This window comes from Amycolatopsis sp. NPDC102389, assembly GCF_044765885.1.
GTDB lineage: Bacteria > Actinomycetota > Actinomycetes > Mycobacteriales > Pseudonocardiaceae > Amycolatopsis.
Window position 1 is genome coordinate 87684 of sequence record NZ_JBIWKX010000028.1, and the last position, 18202, is coordinate 105885.

The window sequence follows — 18202 nt, forward strand, 5'->3', positions numbered from 1 at the left end:
CGGTGCGGACCATCACCGTCGTCATCGGAGTGGATGAGGCCAGGGATGTGCTGCTGACCTGGGGACGGGCGGGTCTCGTCCGGCCGTTTCTGTGGTGGGAAGAGGAAAAGGAGGGCAGGCATTGGGTACGTCGCAGTGACCAGGACGCCGAACCGGTCCCGCTGCTCGACGCGCTGGCGGCGGTCAAATACGACCGCGTGCGCTTGCTCTGCCTGCAAACCTTGACCGGGCACGAGCGCGAATCCGGATCGATCGCGCTTTCCTTGCGGGTCAAGGGACTCATCGAGCGCCATCTCGGCCACGGCCAGCGACTGTCCACAGTGGGCGTTCTGGCGCCGACGACAGGCACGGCGAAGGTGCCCCGGTCGGTGCTTTCCAACCGGTGGGACACCACCGCGGTCGTGGTGGACCAGGACGGCGTGGATCCTCTTCACACCAGCCGCGAAATCCACGCCGCCGAGGACCTGGCCGCACACGCCGCCCTCGCCGTCGCCACGATCGGGGGCATCTGGCCGGGAATGGACGATGCCCCGTTCGACGACGACGTGGCGGGCGCCGGGCACCAGGAACCACGGGTTCGGCTGGTGCGCACCCACGCACGGGCACTACGCGGCGACGGTATCGCCGCGGAACTCGTGCGCGCGATTCTGTCCCACCGCCGTGATCCGGAATGGGTGGCGCTCCGCGCGAACGCCGTGCCCGCCGCGGATCCGGACGGAATCGTCGAGCGTGTCACCGTCGAGTTCCTGGCCGGGCCGGGTGCACGGATACGCCGTGCGCCGTATGCCGGCCGAGGCCGGCGGCTTCTGCGGATCACGCCGGGTCAGGTGCTTCGGCTGCTGGGGCTGTTCGTCCTCGGCCGGTTCCCCGAACTGCGCGAAGAACTCGGCTCAGTGGTCACCGACGAGGCCCATGACCGGGTCGAACGGTTCGCTCGGCGGCTCCGGGTCGAAGCGGAGACCGGTGCGGTGGTGGGGCTTGACGACCGAGACCTGGACACGGGGAAGCTGCCCGATCTGGAGATCACCAAGGGCACCGTGGATCTGGCGCGGGCGTTGCTCGCGGACGTCGCGAGGCACGCCAGGCCAGGGGGATTCACCGCCGAGTGGACGCGCTTGCGGCAGCTCGCCTTCGGCCCGGCCGACGCGGGAAGTCTCCCCGATGGCTGTGCGGAACCGCTGTCCGGCGCACGGCGCGAGGTTCTCGGGCCGGCATCGATCAGCCCGGCGCCGCCTGCCTCGGACAAGACGCTACGCGAATGGCAGGACGAGCGGCCCGGTTCTCTGCTGTCGGGGATCGGCACCCGTCTGCTCGACGACGCGAACGCCGCGAAGTACGCCTTCTTGGCCGCATTGAAGCGCTTGCGTGCGGCACCGCCCGCGCTGTCCGCGAGTTTCACGGTGACGAGGCGGCTCTGGTGGGCCTGGCTGGTGGTCTGCGTTCTGGCCTTGACCGGGTCCGTCGGCGGCCTGATCGCGGGCTTCGCCGAAAGGCTCGGCTGGTCTGACGCCGCGTTGCTCGCCGGCGGCTCCGTCGGGGGCTTCGTCGTCTGTTCGGCGTTCGTCATGATTTACGGGCTCCGCCTGTGGCTGTCCGACGCGCGCGGGTTCATCCGGCTCACGACCGAATACGAGGACGCTCACCGCGCGGCCGAACACGAGGCCGCGGAACTGATCCGGCTCACGACCGCCTGTGGTGAGTACCAGGAGGTGGCCACGACCATCGCGATGTTCACGCACTCCGGCTGTGACGGTGCGGCGGTACCCACGGGGACGCCGGTCGACCTCGCGGCGCTGCCCCGGCCGTGGGCGTTCGGGGTGGCGACGGCCGAGATCGCCCCGCCGACGCTGGCAAGGCTCACGGCGATCGTTGGCGGCCGGGTGTTCACCGGCGGCTGGCTCGCCGGCCTGCACGCCGAAACCGTCGCGAAATCGATGTCCGCGCTCAAATTCGACCGCGGCCTCGCCAAAGCGGATCCCAGGCCGGATCCGGACACCGAGCCCGCCGCCCGCCGGGCACTGTGGGCGGACCTGCGCAAGGGCGTGGCGGAGGAGACCCTCGTCGAGGAAATCCGCGCACACGTCGTCGACGAGCTTCCCGGCCAACGGCTCGAGGAGCTGTTCCCGACCGTCTCGCCGGTAGGCGGCGAACCGACGTCGGCCGTGTCCTTCTTCACCGGGCTCCGGGCTGCGGGGAAAGCGAGCGAAGGGGCGTTCAACAGCCGGTACTGGAACGCGGGGTCCGGCTACCGTGCTGTCACGAACGCGACGCGGGTCTGGCTGCCGGAAGCGCTGGGCCCGGAGCACACGGCCAGTTCCACGCCGATCGGCTCACCGGATCTGGCCGAGGAGCCCGTCACCGCGCATTCCGCGCGACTCGACGCGACCCCGCCGATCGTCTGGTCCGACCTGGCCCTGTTCGCCTGCGAGCCACTCGCCGAGGAATCGCCCGTCACCGAGATCGTCGGCGACGTCGGCTGATCCGGACACCAAGGAGCATGTGCATGACCGACCACAATCGATACGACGTCTGCCTGTCCTTCGCCGGTCAGCAACGCGACTACGCGAGGGAAGTCGCCGAGCTGCTCGAGGCGGACGGCGTCAAGGTCTTCTTCGACGAGTACAAGACCGTGGACATGTGGGGCGAGGACACCTACACGCATCTCGACGAGGTGTACAACTACCAGTCCCGGTTCTGTCTGCTGTTCGCCTCCGCTGATTTCGCGCGCAAGGTATGGCCGAACCACGAACGCGTCTCCGCGCAGGCACGCGCCATCCGCAGCGCGGAGGCGTACATCCTGCCGGTCAGGTTCGACGACACGAAGATCCCGGGGCTCCGGGAAACCATCGGCTATGTCGACGCGAGGGACACCTCGCCCGCTGAACTGGTGCGGAAGCTCGTCGCGAAAATGGGACGAACACCGGGCATGAAGACGGTCAAAGGCACCATTCTGGTCCTCGCCACCGAGAACCCGGACCTGGGTCTCGACCGGATACTCGAACTCGCCCTCACCCGCTGCCGGGTGGAGATACCGCCGGACTTGCGGTCGGCGACGGCCACCCGTAGCACGACGGTGATCCCGCTGTCGGAGCGGACGGTGTCCGAGGTGATGTCCGAACTGGTCCCCGCACTCGAATCGGTCGCCGAGGAAAGGCTCGCCCGCCTGTCGGGCACCACCTTGAGGATCGGCGTGCACGAAGGCGAGGTGCCCGTCGGCGACCGCCTCCGGTGCCTCGACGTCACCGCGACGGAAGCGTCGGTCACCGCGGCCGTCGTGGACGAGACGCTGGCGGCCGCGCCCAAGGCGGACTGCGTGGTCGTCGCCTCACAACGCGTCCACGACCACGTGCTCCGGACGGGCCGCGCCGGTGCCGCGAGCTATCGGCAGGTGACCCAGCCGGACGGCAGCGCACTCTTCCTGCGGGTGCCCGGCTACCCGAAGTCTCCGGTACCGGGGGAGCCGAAACGCGAGGCCCCGGGCAAGACGACGACCAACACCTTCTTCGGTCAGACCTCGATCGATCACCTGGGCGACAACAACTACGGGGTCTCGAATGGCTGACGACGAAGACGTCACCCCGGAGGAGGGGGCGGACGAGCCCGAGGAGACGGGCACCGAGCCGCAAGAGCCGGACGCTCCGCCGGAACCGGCGCCGGTGGCCGAGCCGACACCTCCGGGCGATACCAAGGAAAGTGCGCCGGAAGAGGAAAAGCAGGACACCGACCCGGCGACGTGGAAAGAGGTGAACCACAACTTCGACGAGGCCCTGCGCGCGTTGCTCGGCGACGGTGGGCTGCGACTCGGCGGGACCGGCACGAACAACATCTTCTTCGGGACCACGTCGGTCGCCACTCTCGGGGACAATCACGCGTCCGGTGCCCCTGGCCGCTTCGAGGCGACTTTACGCAGTGGACCGGTCTCGTCCACGCTGCTCGACCGGATTCGCGCGTCCTTTGTGGAGCCTGCGGGTTACCAACGCCTGAAAGACGCCCTGGAGTCGCGGCAGCTCGTCTTCGTCAGGGCGCGCAGTGGCTCCGGGCGCACGACGACCGCGCTGCGCCTGCTCGATCAGACCTGCCGGACCGGGGTACGCAAACTCGATCCGGACACCAGGCTGAAGGCTCTCGGAGCAGACGATTTCGAGGATTCCCATGGCTACCTGCTCGAATCACTCGACCCGGATCAAGCGGCCGGGCTCCGGCTGTTCCACGCGGAAAAGCTCAGTCAGCTGATGCGGGACAAGGGCTGCATGATGATCGTCATCGTCGGCGAGACCGTGCCACTTCCCCCGCGAGAGGTGGACGATTTCGTCATCGACGAGCTCGGCACCATCGAGCCGCGGGTCCTGCTGACCCGGCATGTCGAGTGGGGCCTCCGTGGATCGTCCATCGAAAGTACGGCTGGTGCTTTGCTCTCCCGCCCGGACGTGAAGGAGATCATCGCCGAGATCACCGAGGACGTACCGCCGCGTGAACTCGCCGAACTCGGCGCCCTGCTGGTGGAGGTGGCACACGACCGCATCGACCTCGAACGAGTCCGTGAGCGGTACTCCCGGGTGACCCAGACCGGTTTCCTGGAGTGGTTCGACGAGCAGTCCGACCCGGAGCAGCGAGCGTTCGTGATCGCGCTGGCGGTGCTCAACAACGAGACAGTGACCTTGGTGTCGGACGCGGCGGCCATACTCGCCAAGCGGATCAAGGCGGTGGAGGTCCCACGTCGCTTCGACCGGGCCAAGCCGCTGTTCCAAACCTCGCTGAAGCAACGACTTGAGGCAGCCAGGGCCGAACTGGTCCAAGACACCCTGAAACTGAAGTACGGCGACGTGGCGGTCCGGAAGATCCGATTCACCGACGACCGATTCCCACGGTGGCTGCTGGACCACATCTGCGCCCAGTACAGCGAGGAATTCGAGATCGTCAGGGAATGGCTCACCGAGCTCGGCGAGCAGAACAACGATCGGCTGAGCATGCGCGCGGCGGTGGCCGTCGGCCTGCTGAGCGTTTACGACTTCCCCTCGATCTACAGCAAGATCATCAGCGCCTGGGCGACAACCGACAGCTACGATCCGCGTTGGGCGGCCGCGGCGGCCTTGCAGTTGCCCAGCAGGGACCCGGCGCTCAGCCGGTTGATCGGCCGGTTGCTCACCGACTGGATAAAAAAGCCGACCATGCCGATGGTATTGCGGCGAACCGCGGCACAGGCTCTGGGCACCACCGAGGCGATGAGCCCGGACAAAGTCCTGTCCTTGCTGAAATACGCGGCGAGGCAGGACGACCTGGTCCTCTCCTACATGATCGGCGAGAGCATCTGCCGACTCTTCCGGCAACCGGAACAGCGACCGGCCGTGCTGCGGGCGTTGCTGAACTGGACGGCGGACGAGAAGTTCCCGCAACGACGCGAGACCGGTCTGCGGGCATTGATCTATATCTCGCGCTTCATGGACGACGTGGAAGTGGTGGAGAGCGCCGAAGAGTGGCCGATCTTCCTGTGGGTGGCCGATCAGGACGCCGAGCAACGGCAGCAGATTCTCACATTGTTCGGCCGGGTACTGATCGCGGCGGGATTCATGCACGGAGGCTATGGCCGGATCAACAACTGGGTCCGACGAGCGCGGCGCGATCAGACACTCCGTGAGCCGCTCGCCCGGTTCCTTTACGACGTGGGCAGGGAATCCGGCGAACTCGAAAGCATCCGCGAACACCTCGAATACCTGGCTTCCATGAAGCGGAACCTGGCCGGGACCGTACGAACGTTGTTGCTGCACTTCGACGAAAGGATCGTGAAATGACCGAAGAGCCCGCCGACGACGGCAAGATCGTGCGCACCCTGGACGTCAACCGGGCGAGTTTGCGCAAGGTCAATCCGGTCTCGTCGGGGCACACGGCCATCGTCTACCTCACCAGGCGCGGTACATACGAACTCGCGGTCAACAGGATGACCATGGGCGAGGTCTGGCTGGGCACACCGAGCGAGATGTACTCCGTCGACCTCACCACACACGACGACGTGTTCCCGCTCGAACTGCCGTCCAAGGAGGAAGCGTTTCGCTTCCCCGCCACCGTGAATGTCAGCTGGCGGGTTTCCGATCCGATCATCGCGGTGCGGACCGGGTTGAACGATCCGGTCGGACAAGTGCAGCGTGCACTCGAGGGGCAGTTGCGCGCGGTGACCCGCAAGTTCTCGCTCACCGAGAACGCCCGGGCGGAGGCCGAGGTCAACGCGATCTACCGAGGCAAGCCGATCGTCGTGTCTTCGGCGCTGGTGATCGACCGCTGCTCGGTGCTGATCGATCCCGAAGCCGGACAGCGAAGGCATGTGGAGGAGCTTCGGGTCACCGCTCACGATCGGGAACTGTCGATGCTCAGGGAGCAGAACGATCTCGCGTTGAAGCAGCAGCGGATGGAAATGTACGCCAAGGCTCTGCACAACGACAACATGAGCATGCTCGCCATGGTCCTTTCCGGACACGGCGACGACGCCAAGGCCGTGATCGAACTGGTGTTGCGGGAGAAGGACAGGAACTCGGAGAAGGCACGCGACGTCCTGGACATGTTGATCAAGGAAAAACTGGTCAACCGTCACGACGTCAAGGAGATCATGAACGACGCGGCCAGGACGGTCTCGGGCCACATCGGCGACGTCAATCCGCTCGCCGCGCGCAGGCCGGCCGCGGTCGACGAGAATCCGCCGCCAAGCCGCGTCACGAGCCGCCGCGTGGACGACGACGATGATGACGAGGACGACGAAGACGACGATGCCTAGTGACGTTCCCGTGAACCCGATCTCAGACCTGCCGCTGATCGGTGATCTCTTCGGTCTGCTCGACGAGGCCGCGGACCGGCTGGGGTTCGCGCTGTGGTTCAGGATCCTCCTCGGCTTCGTCTACGCGGCCGCCTTCGGCTATCTCATCGCGTGGCTGGTCGTCACGTACGTCGTGCCTTGGGCGGGTAACGCCCTGCGCCGGCCCGTCAGGAAGGTCGCCGAAGGCTTGCGGTTCGTGCTGCTCGTGCCCGACTGGGCGCTCAGCCGCGCCTTCCGGCGGGCGGGCCATATCCCTCCGCAGGTCGTCTACGACTACGGCGGTGTGGTCATGAGGATCGTCGACCGGATACAGGAGGTCACCGATCGCGGGCTGCCCAAACTCGCGGGCAGCCGTGCCGCGCCGCGCTGGCTGCTCCTGGTGTTCGTGGCCTTCTGGTTCCTGGTCTGGGGCACTTCGCTTCCGCGCTAGCGCGGCGACCCTGAGGCCGGACCAGGGAAAAGCCCGGATGTTCCCATCGCAGCCCGCTTCTACCGTTGTGATCATGATCCGACGCATACTGCTGACGGTGCTCGCGGGCGCGGCGGTCCTGCTCGTGCCCTGGACCGTCTACCTCGCGCACACCCTGCCCGACCGGTACGACACCGGTCAGTGGCGCGCGGCCTGGGTCGGATTCGACATCGCGCTCCTGCTCTGCTTCGCGGCCGGAGCGTGGCTCGGGCTGCGTCGCCGCCGGGCGGCCGTGCCGCTGCTGTCGGCGACGGCCGCGATGTTGTGCTGCGACGCGTGGTTCGACGTCATGCTCGGCTGGACGTCGTCCGAGCGGTGGAGCAGTGTCGCGCTCGCCGTCCTCGTCGAGATCCCGGTCGCCGTGTTGCTGGCCCTCGCCGCGAGGCGGTTGTTGAGTGACGCGCTGCCGAAGCGGTCGGTGAACCTGAACGACATCGCGATGCGCGATGACCCCCGCTACCACCTGGTGACGCGCGAGCTTCCCGCCGCCGAGGAGGACGTCGCGTACCGGACCGGGTTGAAGCGCGCCGAAGTCGCCGAATGCCTGAAAACCCTGCAGGACAACGGTTTCGTACGCCGTGACCGGAAAGGGAACTGGCTCTCGATCCCGCAGGATCTGCGCGAGCCGAAGCCGGACGACTACGACGGTGAGGACCGTGAGCGGGTCACAGCGTTCCTCGACGCCAAGTACGCGAACGAGGTCGCCTTGCTGTCCTGGGCGGCGGAGCACCGCGACGAGTTCGGCCCGTGGGCGACGGCGCAGCGAACCTCGACTCGGCTGACCGAGGCGGAATTCCGGGAACTGGAAGCGGAATACCGCGAGCTGATCACGCGGTACTGCCGTCGCCGTCGTCGTCCGGCAGCGGACGAGAAGGAACTTTCCGTGCGTTTCTACGCCTTCCCGCCACCGGAGGCGGTCCCGGCCTAAGGGTGCCGCCAGGCCAGGAACGTCTCCAAAGTGGTCAACCGGTGCTCGCGCACGGCCAGTTCGATCTCCCCGGCCGGCGCGTTCCGGTCGAACAGGTCGAGGATGTTCTGGTGCTCCTGCACGGATTCGTGCGCGCGGCCGGGGACGAAGCTGAACGTCGACGTGCGCAGTCCGGCCAGCCGGTTCCAGCCGCGGTTGACCAGGTCGAGCACCTGCGGATTGGGGCAGGTGCCGAACAGGACACGGTGGAAGTCGCGGTTCAGCGCGGTGAACCGCGACGGCTCGAAGTTGTCGAGACACGCGGTCAGTTCCGCGTTGAGTCCCTTGGCCTCGTCGAGTGCGGCGCCGGGCAGGGAGGGCGCGGCCAGCGCGGCGGCGTAGCCCTCGACCAGCGCGAGCGTCTGCATCGTGTGCTGGTAGTCGCTCTCGTCGGCCATCGCGACCTGCGCGCCGATGTTGTGCTCGTAGGTCACCAGCCCCTCGGCCTCCAGCCGCCGGACCGCCTCGCGCACGGGCACGGTGCTGACCCCGAGTTCCTGTGCGATCTGCCCGAACACGAGGCGGTAGCCGGGGGAGAAGGTGCCGTCGTCGATCCTCGCCTTGATCCAGTGGTAGGCGATCTGCGATTTGCTCATCGCGGTCGAGTTCACCGCGTCGCCCGCGGTCACGAGTAGTGCAGCCAGACTGATTTGATCTCGGTGTACGCGTCGATCGCCCACGGCCCCATCTCACGGCCCCAGCCCGACGCCTTGTAGCCGCCCCACGGCGCGGCCATGTCGGGGATCGGCGGCATGTTGACGAACACCGCGCCTGCCCGGATGCCGTTGGCGAACCGCTGCGCGACGCCCAGATCCCGAGTCCACACGGTGGCCGCGAGCCCGTACTCGGTGTCGTTCGCCCGCGCCAGCAACTCGTCCGGGTCGTCGTAGGCGGTGACGGCGAGGACCGGTCCGAAGATCTCCTCGCGCATGATCGTCATGTCGTCGGCGACACCGGCGAACAGCGTCGGCGAGTAGAAGTAGCCGTCGCGGTCGACGGGTTTGCCGCCGGTGACCAGCTCCGCGCCCTGCTCGCTGCCGGTGGAGACGAGGAAGTCCACATGCTCGCGGTGCTTGGCGGACACGAGGGGCCCGAGCTGGGTGGTCTCGTCGAGTCCCGGCCCGAGCTTGAGGCCTTCGAGCCCGGCGGCCAGTTTCGCGACGAACTCCTGTTCGCGCTTCCGCTCCACGAAGAACCGGGTGTAAGCGGCACAGACCTGACCGCTGTTCAGCGTCGCACCCGCGAGGTTGCCCGCCACGGCGGCGTCGATGTCGGCGTCGCCCGCGATGATGCTGGGCGCCTTGCCGCCGAGTTCGAGGGTGAGCCGCTTGAGATTCGACTCCGCGCTGGCCGCCGTGATCAGCTTCCCGACCGCGGTCGACCCGGTGTAGGACAGGTGGTCGACGTCGTCGTGCCTGCTCAGGAGCGCGCCCACCGCGCCGTCGCCGGTGACCAGGTTGACCACGCCCGGCGGGAATCCGGCTTCGTGCACGAGTTCCACCAGCCGGATGCTGGTCAGCGGCGTGACCTCGCTGGGTTTGATCACCACGGTGTTGCCGGTGGCCAGCGCGGGCGCGAGCTTCCACACCAGGATCATCAGCGGGAAGTTCCACGGCGTGATCAGCGCGTTCACCCCCACCGGCTCACGGCGGGTGTAGTGCAGCGTGTCCGGGAAGGACACCGGGTTGGTGGTGCCCTGGATCTTGGTGACCCAGCCCGCGAAGTACCGCAGATGCTCGGCCGCGCCGGTGACGCTGACCTGGCGGGAGATCCCGATCGGCTGGCCCTGGTCGCGTGTTTCGAGGGCGGCCAGCTCCTCATGGTGCTCGTCGACCAGCGACGCCAGCTTGAACAGCAGCGCGGCCCGCTGGACCGGCAGCAGTCCCGCCCAGGCGGGGTCGTTCAGTGCCTTGCGTGCGGCACCGACGGCGGCGTCGACGTCGGCGGCCGACGCGATGCCGACCTCCTCGATCACCTGGCCGGTGGCCGGATCGTACGTCGGCAGGGACCCGCCTCCCGCGGCGGTCCACTGTCCGTCGATGAACAGGCGTGTGGCCATGGCTAGCTCCTCCTCGACCGGTGTGTGATCGAGTATCGGGCGCCGCGAGGCCCCCGGTCTTGCCCGCCAGGGCACGCCGATTGTCGGCCAGCGAACCGAATCCGCCGGAGGTCCTCGCGCCTTGCGAGGGTGGGGGACATGGACGTCATCGTGGTGGGAGCGGGTTCGGCCGGTTCGGTGGTCGCCAGGAGACTGGCCGACTCCGGAGCGTGGGTCACCCTGCTCGAAGCGGGCGGGCCGGACACCAACCCGGCCATTCACGACCCTTCGCGGGCCGGGGAGCTGTGGCACGGGCCCGAGGATTGGGACTACTACACCGTGCCGCAGCCGCACGCGGCGAACCGGCGGCTGCATCTGCCGCGCGGCAAGGTGCTCGGCGGTTCGCATTCGCTCAACGCGATGATCTGGGTGCGCGGCGCCCCGGCCGACTACGACGGCTGGGACCTGCCCGGCTGGCGCTGGGACGACGTGCGCCCGGTGTTCGAACGGATCGAGAAGGATCTGCTCGACGTCGTGCCGAACGAACCGCTGCACCCGATCCAGCAATCCATTGTGGACGCCGCGGTGCAGATCGGGCTGCCGTTCAACCCGGACTACAACGGCGACGAACTCGACGGCGTTTCGGTGCAGCGTGTCACCACGCGCGACGGCAAACGGCTCAACACCTGGCTCGCCTACGGGCAGCCCGCCGCCGAGCGGATGACCGTCCACACGGGAGCGCTCGTGCACCGGTTGCTCTTCGAAGGCGACAAGGTGACCGGCGTGCTGGCCGAGGTCGACGGCGAACTGCGCAAGGTCTTCGCCGACGAGGTCGTGCTCGCCGCCGGCGCGCTGGCGTCACCGGCGATCCTGCTGCGCAGCGGGGTCGGCCCGATCGACGAACTGGAGGTGCACGGCATCGACGTCGTCGCGGAGCTGCCGGGCGTCGGGAAGAACCTGCACGACCATTTGCTCTCGCCGGTCATCTTCGCGACCGATCGACGCCGGGTCGACCCGCCCGCGCCCGGCCGTTCGGTCACGCAGACCCATCTCTTCTGGCGTAGCCGTCCCGGCCTTGCGGTGCCGGATACCCAGCCGATCCACTTCAGCGTGCCGATGTACGAGTCGTGGATGACGGGCCCGGAAACCGGGTTCTCGCTGATGGCGGGCATGGTCACGCCGCGCAGCCGGGGCAGTCTCCGGCTTTCGGGGCCGAGCCCGCTCGACGAACCGCTGATCGATTTGGCCGCGCTGGAGGATCCGGCCGACTTCGAGAGCCTGGTCGCGTCGGTCGAGCAGTGCCGGGAGATCGGCCGCGCGTCCGCGTTGGCGGAGGAGTGGGGCGCCCGAGAGCTGTATCCGGGACCGGAGGCCGATGTCCGCGAGTACGTCCGCCGGACCGCGATCACCTATCACCACCAGGTCGGGACCTGCCGGATGGGCACCGACGCGGATTCCGTGGTCGATCCGGAGCTCGCCGTGCACGGGCTGAGCGGGCTCCGGATCGCCGACGCGTCGGTGCTGCCGCGGGTGACCACGGGCAACACCAACGCGCCGGCGGTGCTGGTCGGCGAGCAGGCCGCCAGGTTCATGCTCGGCCGATAGTGCGGCGCAGCCAGGAGGCCCGGGCGGCGAGCGCGGCCCGGGTCACCTCGCTGTCCGGGGCGAACCGGTCGAAACCGTGGTAGGCGCCCGCCCAGACGTGCAGTTCGGTGGGCACACCCGCCTGCCAGAGGCGCCGCGCGTAGTCGACGTCCTCGTCACGGAAGATCTCGGCTGCGCCGACCTCGATGAAGGCGGGCGGGAGCCCGGCGAGGTCTTCCGCGGTCGCCGGGACCGCGTACGGCGAGGTCTGTCCATTGAGGAGTGATCGCCAGCCGAACTCGTTGGCTTCCCGTCCCCACACTCCGCGTTCCGCGAATTCCACTGTGGACGCCGAATCGTTGCGGCTGTCGATCATCGGGCACAGCAGCAGCTGGCCCGCCAGCGCCGGACCGCCGCGATCCCTGGCCAGCAAGGCGATCCCCGCGCTGAGCCCGCCGCCCGCGCTGCCGCCACCGACGATCAGCCGTCCGGGATCGAAACCGAGTTCGGCCGCGTGCTCGACCATCCACGTCAGGCCCGCGTAGCAGTCTTCGATCGGCGCCGGATGCGGGTGTTCGGGGGCGAGCCGGTAGTCGACGGTCACCGCGACGAAGCCGAACTCCTCGACCAGGGCGACCATCCGGGGCAGGTCGGCGAAGCGGTTGTCCAGCACCATGCCGCCGCCGTGGATGTTGTAGAACCCCGGTGCGCCCTTCGCGTTCCTTGGCTTGACGACGGTGACGACCACGTCGGTGCCGGGTACCTGGCGATCTTCCCAGACGAGATCCCGGTCGCCGATGGCCTCGGCACAGCTCAGGTTCCCCTCGGCCAACGCCCGACGGATCTCCGCCAGCGATTCGGCGCCCAGCGGCGGCCCGGAGGGCAGCCCGGTCAGAGCTTCGGCGAGTTCGGGATCGAAGGCGGTCACGGTCCCTCCGGGTCCACGACGCCGCGGTCGGCCCAATACGGCTCGACGAGCTCGCGAAGCTGTTCCGCGCCCACACGCTCGACGAGGTCGACGGCGCCCAGGTTGTCCTTGAGCTGCTGGGTGCTCGTCGCGCCGAAGAGTGTGGTCGTGTTGGCCGGATGGGTGAGGGTGAACGCGAGACACAGCTGCGCCGGCGTCGCGTCCAGCTCGGCCGCGATCTTCGCCAGTGCCGGGGCGGAGGCGGCGATACGTTCACGGATGTCGCCGGGGTCGCGGCCCACCTGGCGCGCGCCGCTGTTCTTGCCCAGCAGGATCCCGCCCTCGAAGATGTCCGAGGATTGGAGGGTGACCCCGAGTTCACCGAAGACCTTCTCGAAGGGTTCACCGTCCGGAATGGACCGTCGCGCGACGCTGTACTTCAGCTGCGCGATGGCGGGTCCGGGTACGTTCTCGGCCGCGGCGAAATCGTGCAGGGCCTGGATCGTGGTGGCGGACCAGTTGTTCACGCCCCACTGCCGGATGAGCCCGGCCTCGCGGAGTTCGTTCAGATCCAGCACCAGCCGGTGCAGGTCGGTGTCGTCGCGCCGGAGATCGCCCAGTACCACCAGATCGGCGTGCTCGGCCCCGGCGCGGAACAACGCGTTGTCCAGCTGGTCGCGAAGGTTGTGCTCCGGATAACCCTCCAGCCAGAGCTTGGCCGAAAGCAGGTAGTCCTCCCGGCGGAGCCCCGCGGCGCGGACCATCGCGGAGAACAGCACGTCAGTGAAGACCGGTGTGGCGCCGGGGAAACCGTAGACGCCGACGTCGAAGAGCGTGATCCCGGAATCGACCGCGGTGCGGACCAGGTCGACCGCCTCGCGGAAATCCATCCGGTCGTAGGTGTGCCAAGAGCCGAGCGAGAGCACGCCGGTGCTCGGGCCGTCGCGGCCGATGCGGCGCTGGGGGATTGACATGAGGTCTCCTAGGGAACACGGGGGTCGATGACGGCCTTGAGTTCGCCGAGCCGCGACATTGACTCGACGCTTTGGGACGCTTGGGAAAGGCCGACGGGTGCGCTGAACAGGTCGTCCCACGGCAGCCGGTCGGCGAAAGTGCGGAAGAACTGCACCGAGCGGTGGTAGTCGGCGATGTCGCCGTTGAGCGACCCGGCGACCGTGAGTTCCTTGCCCATCACCGTGCCCAGCGCCACGGGGGAGGGCGCGGGGCCGGTGGAGCCGACGATCGCGATCGTGCCGCGCTGAGAGGCGAACGCCACCGCCTCTTCGCCGATGGTCGGCCCGCCGGCGAAGTCGAAGACGTGGTCGGCGCCCCGGCCGCCGGTGAGTTCCTTGACGCGCTCGATGCGCTCTTCTGTACGGCCGTCGACCGGGATCGTCGCCGTGGCCCCGAAACGTTCGGCCGTCTTCAGCCGGTCGGTGGGGCCGCCGATGGTGATCACGTCACCCGCGCCGGAGATCCGTGCGACGGCGGTGGCGAACACGCCCAGCGCGCCCGCACCCTGGACCACGACCGTCGCCCCGGGGCGGATCCCGCCCGAGCGCGCGACGGCCCGCAGCACCGTTTTGCCCGCACAGCCCGACATCGAGGCCCAAGTGTCCTTGACGTCGTCGGGAAGCAGGAGTTTGGCCGCTCCGGGAGTCACGTAGCAGTACCGCACGAGCCCGCCGGTCGCGTACGGGAAGACGTCAGAGCGTTGAAGAAACCCGTAACCACGCTTCTCGCACGCGACAGGCTCGCGCAAGATCGTGCAGCCGTAACACTTCCCGCAGGTCGATTCGGACCAGCCGATACGGTCGCCCTCGGCGATCTCGCGGCCGAGGGTGTCGGTGGTACCCGGTCCGACGGCCACCACTTCGCCGACCATTTCGTGGCCCAGCACCATCGGGAGCATGCCCGGGAAGGTCATCTGGCCGGACCAGAGGTGCACATCGGTGCCGCACAACGTGGTGCAGGTGATCCGGACCAGCGCGGCGCCCGGTTCCGGTTCTTCCGGTAGCGGTAGTTCCCGCAAGGTGAGCGCGGAGCCGTGTTCGGTGAGCACCGCCGCTTCGGTTCTGTTGACCATCTTTTTAGTCTACAGTCGTAGGAGAAAAAGTCCAGATCCTGGAGGAAACCATGCCGTCGCAACGTATTCGTCCCGCTTCGCTCGTGCTTCGCGGCGGTCCTGTGCTCACTTTCGACCCGGCGGGCACCGTCGTGCGGGCGATGGCCGTACGAGACGACCGGATCGTCGCCCTCGGCGACGTCGCGCTGGACCATATCGGCCCGGAGACCGAGGTGATCGACCTCGCCGGGAGAACCGTTCTGCCCGGTCTCAACGATTCGCACCTCCACGCGACCTGGCTCGGCGTCCGCTGGCCGGACACGCTCATCGGTGGTGCCGGATTCACCGGGGGAGAAGAGAAGACGGTGCGGACCGCGGCCGAACGGCGAGCCGCCATCCTGCGTGCCGGTGATCTGTGCGCGTCGCTGGGCATCACGAGCTACACCGAACCTGGTCTGGGGCCGGGTGAGACGGGCTGTTTCGGCGCCGAAGTGCTGGAGGAATACGCGGCCTTGGCCGAGGAAGGCCTTCTGCGAGCAAGGGTGACCGCGCTGCGGCTGTTCGGCCTGCTCGACGGCGCGAGTTCGCTGCCGGACTTCGAGCGCGGTCTGGCGACCACGCCACCTGTCGCGAATCCGTTGTGGCTCACCGTGCCCGGCGTGAAGATCTTCGCCGACGGGATTCCGCCGATGCGCTCCGCGTGGACGCATCACTGCTACACCGACGGTTCGCACGGCGCTCTCCTCGTCGACGGCGACGACGATCCGGGTCGTGCGGGCAATCTGGCCGAGATGATCCGGCTGGCCCATGACGCCGGGATGACGGTCGCCGTGCACGCCACGGGGGATCGCAGCATCGAGGCCGCGCTCGGGTCGCTTCGCCGCGGCGATCACCTGGTGCACGGCGATCTGGTGACGCCGGATCAGCTGGCGCGGATGGCCTCGGCGGGGGTCGGCCTGACCACGCAGCCCGCGATCGCGGTGGCGATGCGGGGAATGCTGACGGACGCCCTCGGTGCCGAGGTCGGCGCCCGCGCCTGGCCGCTGGCGGAAATGCTGGCGTCGGACGTCCCGCTGACCCTGAGCAGCGACGCGCCGGTGGTGACCCCTGATTGGCGGGTGCACATCGCGGCGGCGGCCCGGATGCTGGACGCGTCCGAAGTGGACGCTGGGCTGATGGCCCGGTTGCTGCGCTGCTACACGGTCGCGGCCGCCGAGCAAGACGGTGCGGCGGACTGGAAGGGATCGCTGACCGTGGGCCGTGTCGCGGACTTCTGCGTGCTGGCGGCGAATCCGCTCGAGGTCGCGTTCGCGGACCTGCCGGACGTCGGTGTGGAACTCACCGTGTCCGGCGGCCGCGTCGTGTACTCAGGTGAGCAGTTGCCCGCCGTCGACCTGGAGGCTCACTCCGGTCAGATGGCCGGCGTCGGCGGAGGCGAGGAACAGGACTGACGGCACCACGTCGGCGACGGAAGCGATGGTTCCCAACGGAATCCTCGCTTCCCAAGCCGCGCGGGCGGCGGTGTCGGAGGCGAATCCGGCCGTCATCGGCGTGAGCACCGGGCCGGGCGCGACGGCGTTGACCCGGATGCCGTGCGGTGCCAGCTCGAGCGCGGCCGAGCGGGTGAGCGCCTCGACGGCGGCCTTGGTCGCCTCGTAGTGGCCGAGCCCGGGGGTCGGCTGCCGGGCGCCGATGGAGGTGATGTTGACGATGGCGCCACGGGTACCCGTCTCGACCATGTGCGCGCCGATCGCGCGGGTCATCAGGAAGGTGCCGCGGAAGTTCACCCGCATGCACAGGTCGAAGACGCCGATGTCCAGCCCCACCAGCGGTCCGCCGCCACCGGCGAGACCGGCGTTGTTGACCAGGACCTCGACCGGGCCGAACCGATCGGTGACCAGCGCCAGTGCCGCGTCGACCGAACCGGGATCGGAGATGTCGAGTTCGACGTGCTCCGCGCCGAGTTCGGCGGCGAGGTCGTGGGCCGCCCGGGCGTCGACGTCGGCGATGACCACACGATCACCCGAGGACTGAAAGGCTTCGGCGACTCCGCGGCCGATGCCACTGGCGCCGCCGGTCACCACTACGAGTCTCTTGTTCATTCTACGATCGTAGACTAAAACTTGTTTCCGTTGCCAGCGAAAGGAAAACTCGTGGACGAGAAACAGAACGGGCTCGGTTTCGCCACTTCGGCGCTGAGCCTGGGATCCTGGAACACCTGGGACCGCATGGATTTCGACGACGCGGTGCGCCTGATCCGGTACGCCGTCGACTCCGGGATCACGCTGTTCGACGTGGCCCACTACAACATGGGGCCGCACTCCGAACAGTCGCGCACGGATCTTCTCTTCGGCGAGGCCGTTCGGGCGGCCGGGATCAAGCGCGACGAGTACCAGCTGTGCGGCAAACTCTGGCTCTGGGACTACCCGAACACCGGTTTCGCCGAGCAGCTCGAGACCTCGTTCGACCGCGTCGGCGTCGATCGCGCGGAAGCCGTCGTGGTCGGCGACTACTTCGAACGGCCGGACATCCCGCGCATCGTCACCGAGGTGGCCGAACAGATCAGGCTCGGCCGTTTCGACGTCTGGGGCGTGAACAACTGGCAGGCCCCGGATCTCGATCTCGCGCTGGAGTTCGCCGTGCGTGAAGGCCTTCCCGCGCCGTCCTTCGCGCAGCTGAAGTACAGCGTCGCTCGTCGCTCGATGGCGGAAGGGTCCTTCTATGGCAAGCATTTCGAGGCCGGGCGGTTGACGCTCCAGGCGTCGGACGTGTTCGAGGGCGGCGTGCTGCTCGGCAAGACCCCGGAGCGGAAGATCGGCGCGGACATGGGTGGGATCCGGGAGTCGATCCGGGACGCGGCCTCGCGCGTCGCCGCCGTGGCCGAGGACTTCGGGGTGAGCTCGTCGCAGCTGGCACTCGCGTTCTGTCTCGCGTACGAGCCGGTGGCGAACGTGTTGTTCGGGGTGAGCCGGATGGCTCAGCTGGAGGACAATCTGGGCGCCGTCGCGTTGGCCGCCTCTCGTGGCGCGGAGGTGCGGGCGGCGCTGGAGGATCTCTGGCTGGACCGGGACGTCGCCGCGGACGGGACTTTCTGACGGTGCGCCTCGTGAGTGAGGGGCAAGGCAATGGTGGCGTGATGATCTGGGTGGCAGGAGTGAGCTTGCCGAAGAATGCCCACAAAGGACGCCTCCTCGGCCTAAAGTGACCGATTTGGGTGCTTTGAGGGATTTCGTGCGGGGGTCGTGAGTGGCAAGTGTCGTTATTTTGAGGGGTAAGTCAAACGTGGCATGGTCGGTGCGGGTAGGTCGTGAGTTGGGGGTGTGGGGGTTTACACCAACACCACACCCCCCCCCCCCCGGAGGGGGCCGCC

15 protein-coding genes are annotated in these 18202 nt (G+C 68.3%); 9 read left to right on the forward strand and 6 right to left on the reverse strand.

What is annotated here, in order from left to right; translation table 11 throughout:
- The first annotated feature begins 2 nt into the window (after nucleotides 1-2).
- The 6 genes from ACIRGA_RS23300 (at nucleotide 3) to ACIRGA_RS23325 (ending at nucleotide 8199) form a co-directional block, all read left to right on the forward strand.
- Nucleotides 3-2480 (forward strand): hypothetical protein, encoded by a 2478-nt coding sequence (locus tag ACIRGA_RS23300; RefSeq protein WP_400944367.1) that lies wholly within the window; start codon nucleotides 3-5, stop codon nucleotides 2478-2480.
- A gap of 23 nt (nucleotides 2481-2503) precedes the next feature.
- The gene (locus tag ACIRGA_RS23305) at nucleotides 2504-3562 is read left to right on the forward strand and encodes a toll/interleukin-1 receptor domain-containing protein (RefSeq protein WP_400944369.1); all 1059 of its coding nucleotides are present in this window, start codon (nucleotides 2504-2506) and stop codon (nucleotides 3560-3562) included.
- A complete protein-coding gene (locus ACIRGA_RS23310; protein ID WP_400944371.1) occupies nucleotides 3555-5789 on the forward strand; it encodes a hypothetical protein in 2235 nt (744 codons plus the stop codon). The genes ACIRGA_RS23305 and ACIRGA_RS23310 overlap by 8 nt, the downstream gene beginning before the upstream one ends.
- Nucleotides 5786-6763 carry a hypothetical protein gene (locus ACIRGA_RS23315; protein WP_400944373.1) on the forward strand — a complete coding sequence of 326 codons (978 nt, stop codon included), beginning with the start codon at nucleotides 5786-5788 and terminating at the stop codon, nucleotides 6761-6763. Before ACIRGA_RS23310 ends, ACIRGA_RS23315 begins: the two co-directional genes overlap by 4 nt.
- 10 nt (nucleotides 6764-6773) lie before the next feature.
- Nucleotides 6774-7232 (forward strand): hypothetical protein, encoded by a 459-nt coding sequence (locus tag ACIRGA_RS23320; protein ID WP_400944375.1) that lies wholly within the window; start codon nucleotides 6774-6776, stop codon nucleotides 7230-7232.
- Nucleotides 7233-7305: 73 nt separating this feature from the next.
- Complete coding sequence (locus tag ACIRGA_RS23325) at nucleotides 7306-8199, forward strand: helix-turn-helix domain-containing protein (RefSeq protein WP_400944377.1); 894 nt, start codon at nucleotides 7306-7308, stop codon at nucleotides 8197-8199.
- Here ACIRGA_RS23325 and ACIRGA_RS23330 read toward each other — a convergent pair.
- Both ACIRGA_RS23330 and ACIRGA_RS23335 read right to left on the reverse strand, forming a co-directional pair.
- The gene (locus ACIRGA_RS23330; protein ID WP_400944379.1) at nucleotides 8196-8867 is read right to left on the reverse strand and encodes a GntR family transcriptional regulator; all 672 of its coding nucleotides are present in this window, start codon (nucleotides 8865-8867) and stop codon (nucleotides 8196-8198) included. The two genes, ACIRGA_RS23325 and ACIRGA_RS23330, sit on opposite strands and share 4 nt — an antisense overlap.
- Nucleotides 8864-10297, reverse strand: a complete 1434-nt coding sequence (locus ACIRGA_RS23335; protein WP_400944381.1) for an aldehyde dehydrogenase family protein — start codon at nucleotides 10295-10297, stop codon at nucleotides 8864-8866. The genes ACIRGA_RS23330 and ACIRGA_RS23335 overlap by 4 nt, the downstream gene beginning before the upstream one ends.
- A 138-nt stretch (nucleotides 10298-10435) precedes the next feature.
- On the opposite strand from ACIRGA_RS23335, the gene ACIRGA_RS23340 reads away from it, so the two are divergent.
- Nucleotides 10436-11881: a GMC family oxidoreductase gene (locus ACIRGA_RS23340; protein ID WP_400944383.1), complete on the forward strand. Its 1446-nt coding sequence runs from the start codon at nucleotides 10436-10438 to the stop codon at nucleotides 11879-11881.
- On the opposite strand, the gene ACIRGA_RS23345 is transcribed toward ACIRGA_RS23340, so the two are convergent.
- From ACIRGA_RS23345 to ACIRGA_RS23355, 3 genes are read right to left on the reverse strand one after another with little or no spacing between them, the layout of a single operon-like run.
- Complete coding sequence (locus ACIRGA_RS23345; protein ID WP_400944385.1) at nucleotides 11865-12788, reverse strand: alpha/beta hydrolase; 924 nt, start codon at nucleotides 12786-12788, stop codon at nucleotides 11865-11867. The genes ACIRGA_RS23340 and ACIRGA_RS23345 overlap by 17 nt on opposite strands.
- Complete coding sequence (locus tag ACIRGA_RS23350; protein WP_400944387.1) at nucleotides 12785-13741, reverse strand: aldo/keto reductase; 957 nt, start codon at nucleotides 13739-13741, stop codon at nucleotides 12785-12787. Before ACIRGA_RS23350 ends, ACIRGA_RS23345 begins: the two co-directional genes overlap by 4 nt.
- Before the next feature lie 8 nt (nucleotides 13742-13749).
- Nucleotides 13750-14853: a zinc-binding dehydrogenase gene (locus tag ACIRGA_RS23355; protein ID WP_400944389.1), complete on the reverse strand. Its 1104-nt coding sequence runs from the start codon at nucleotides 14851-14853 to the stop codon at nucleotides 13750-13752.
- Nucleotides 14854-14903: 50 nt separating this feature from the next.
- Between ACIRGA_RS23355 and ACIRGA_RS23360 the strand changes: the two genes are divergently transcribed.
- Nucleotides 14904-16283, forward strand: a complete 1380-nt coding sequence (locus ACIRGA_RS23360) for an amidohydrolase (RefSeq protein WP_400944391.1) — start codon at nucleotides 14904-14906, stop codon at nucleotides 16281-16283.
- Here the strand turns inward: ACIRGA_RS23360 and ACIRGA_RS23365 are convergent.
- A complete protein-coding gene (locus ACIRGA_RS23365) occupies nucleotides 16200-16916 on the reverse strand; it encodes an SDR family NAD(P)-dependent oxidoreductase (protein ID WP_400944399.1) in 717 nt (238 codons plus the stop codon). The genes ACIRGA_RS23360 and ACIRGA_RS23365 overlap by 84 nt on opposite strands.
- Nucleotides 16917-16985: 69 nt before the next feature.
- On the opposite strand from ACIRGA_RS23365, the gene ACIRGA_RS23370 reads away from it, so the two are divergent.
- Entirely contained in the window at nucleotides 16986-17927 is a 942-nt protein-coding gene (locus ACIRGA_RS23370) for an aldo/keto reductase (RefSeq protein WP_400944393.1), read from the forward strand.
- Nucleotides 17928-18202 lie beyond the last annotated feature (275 nt).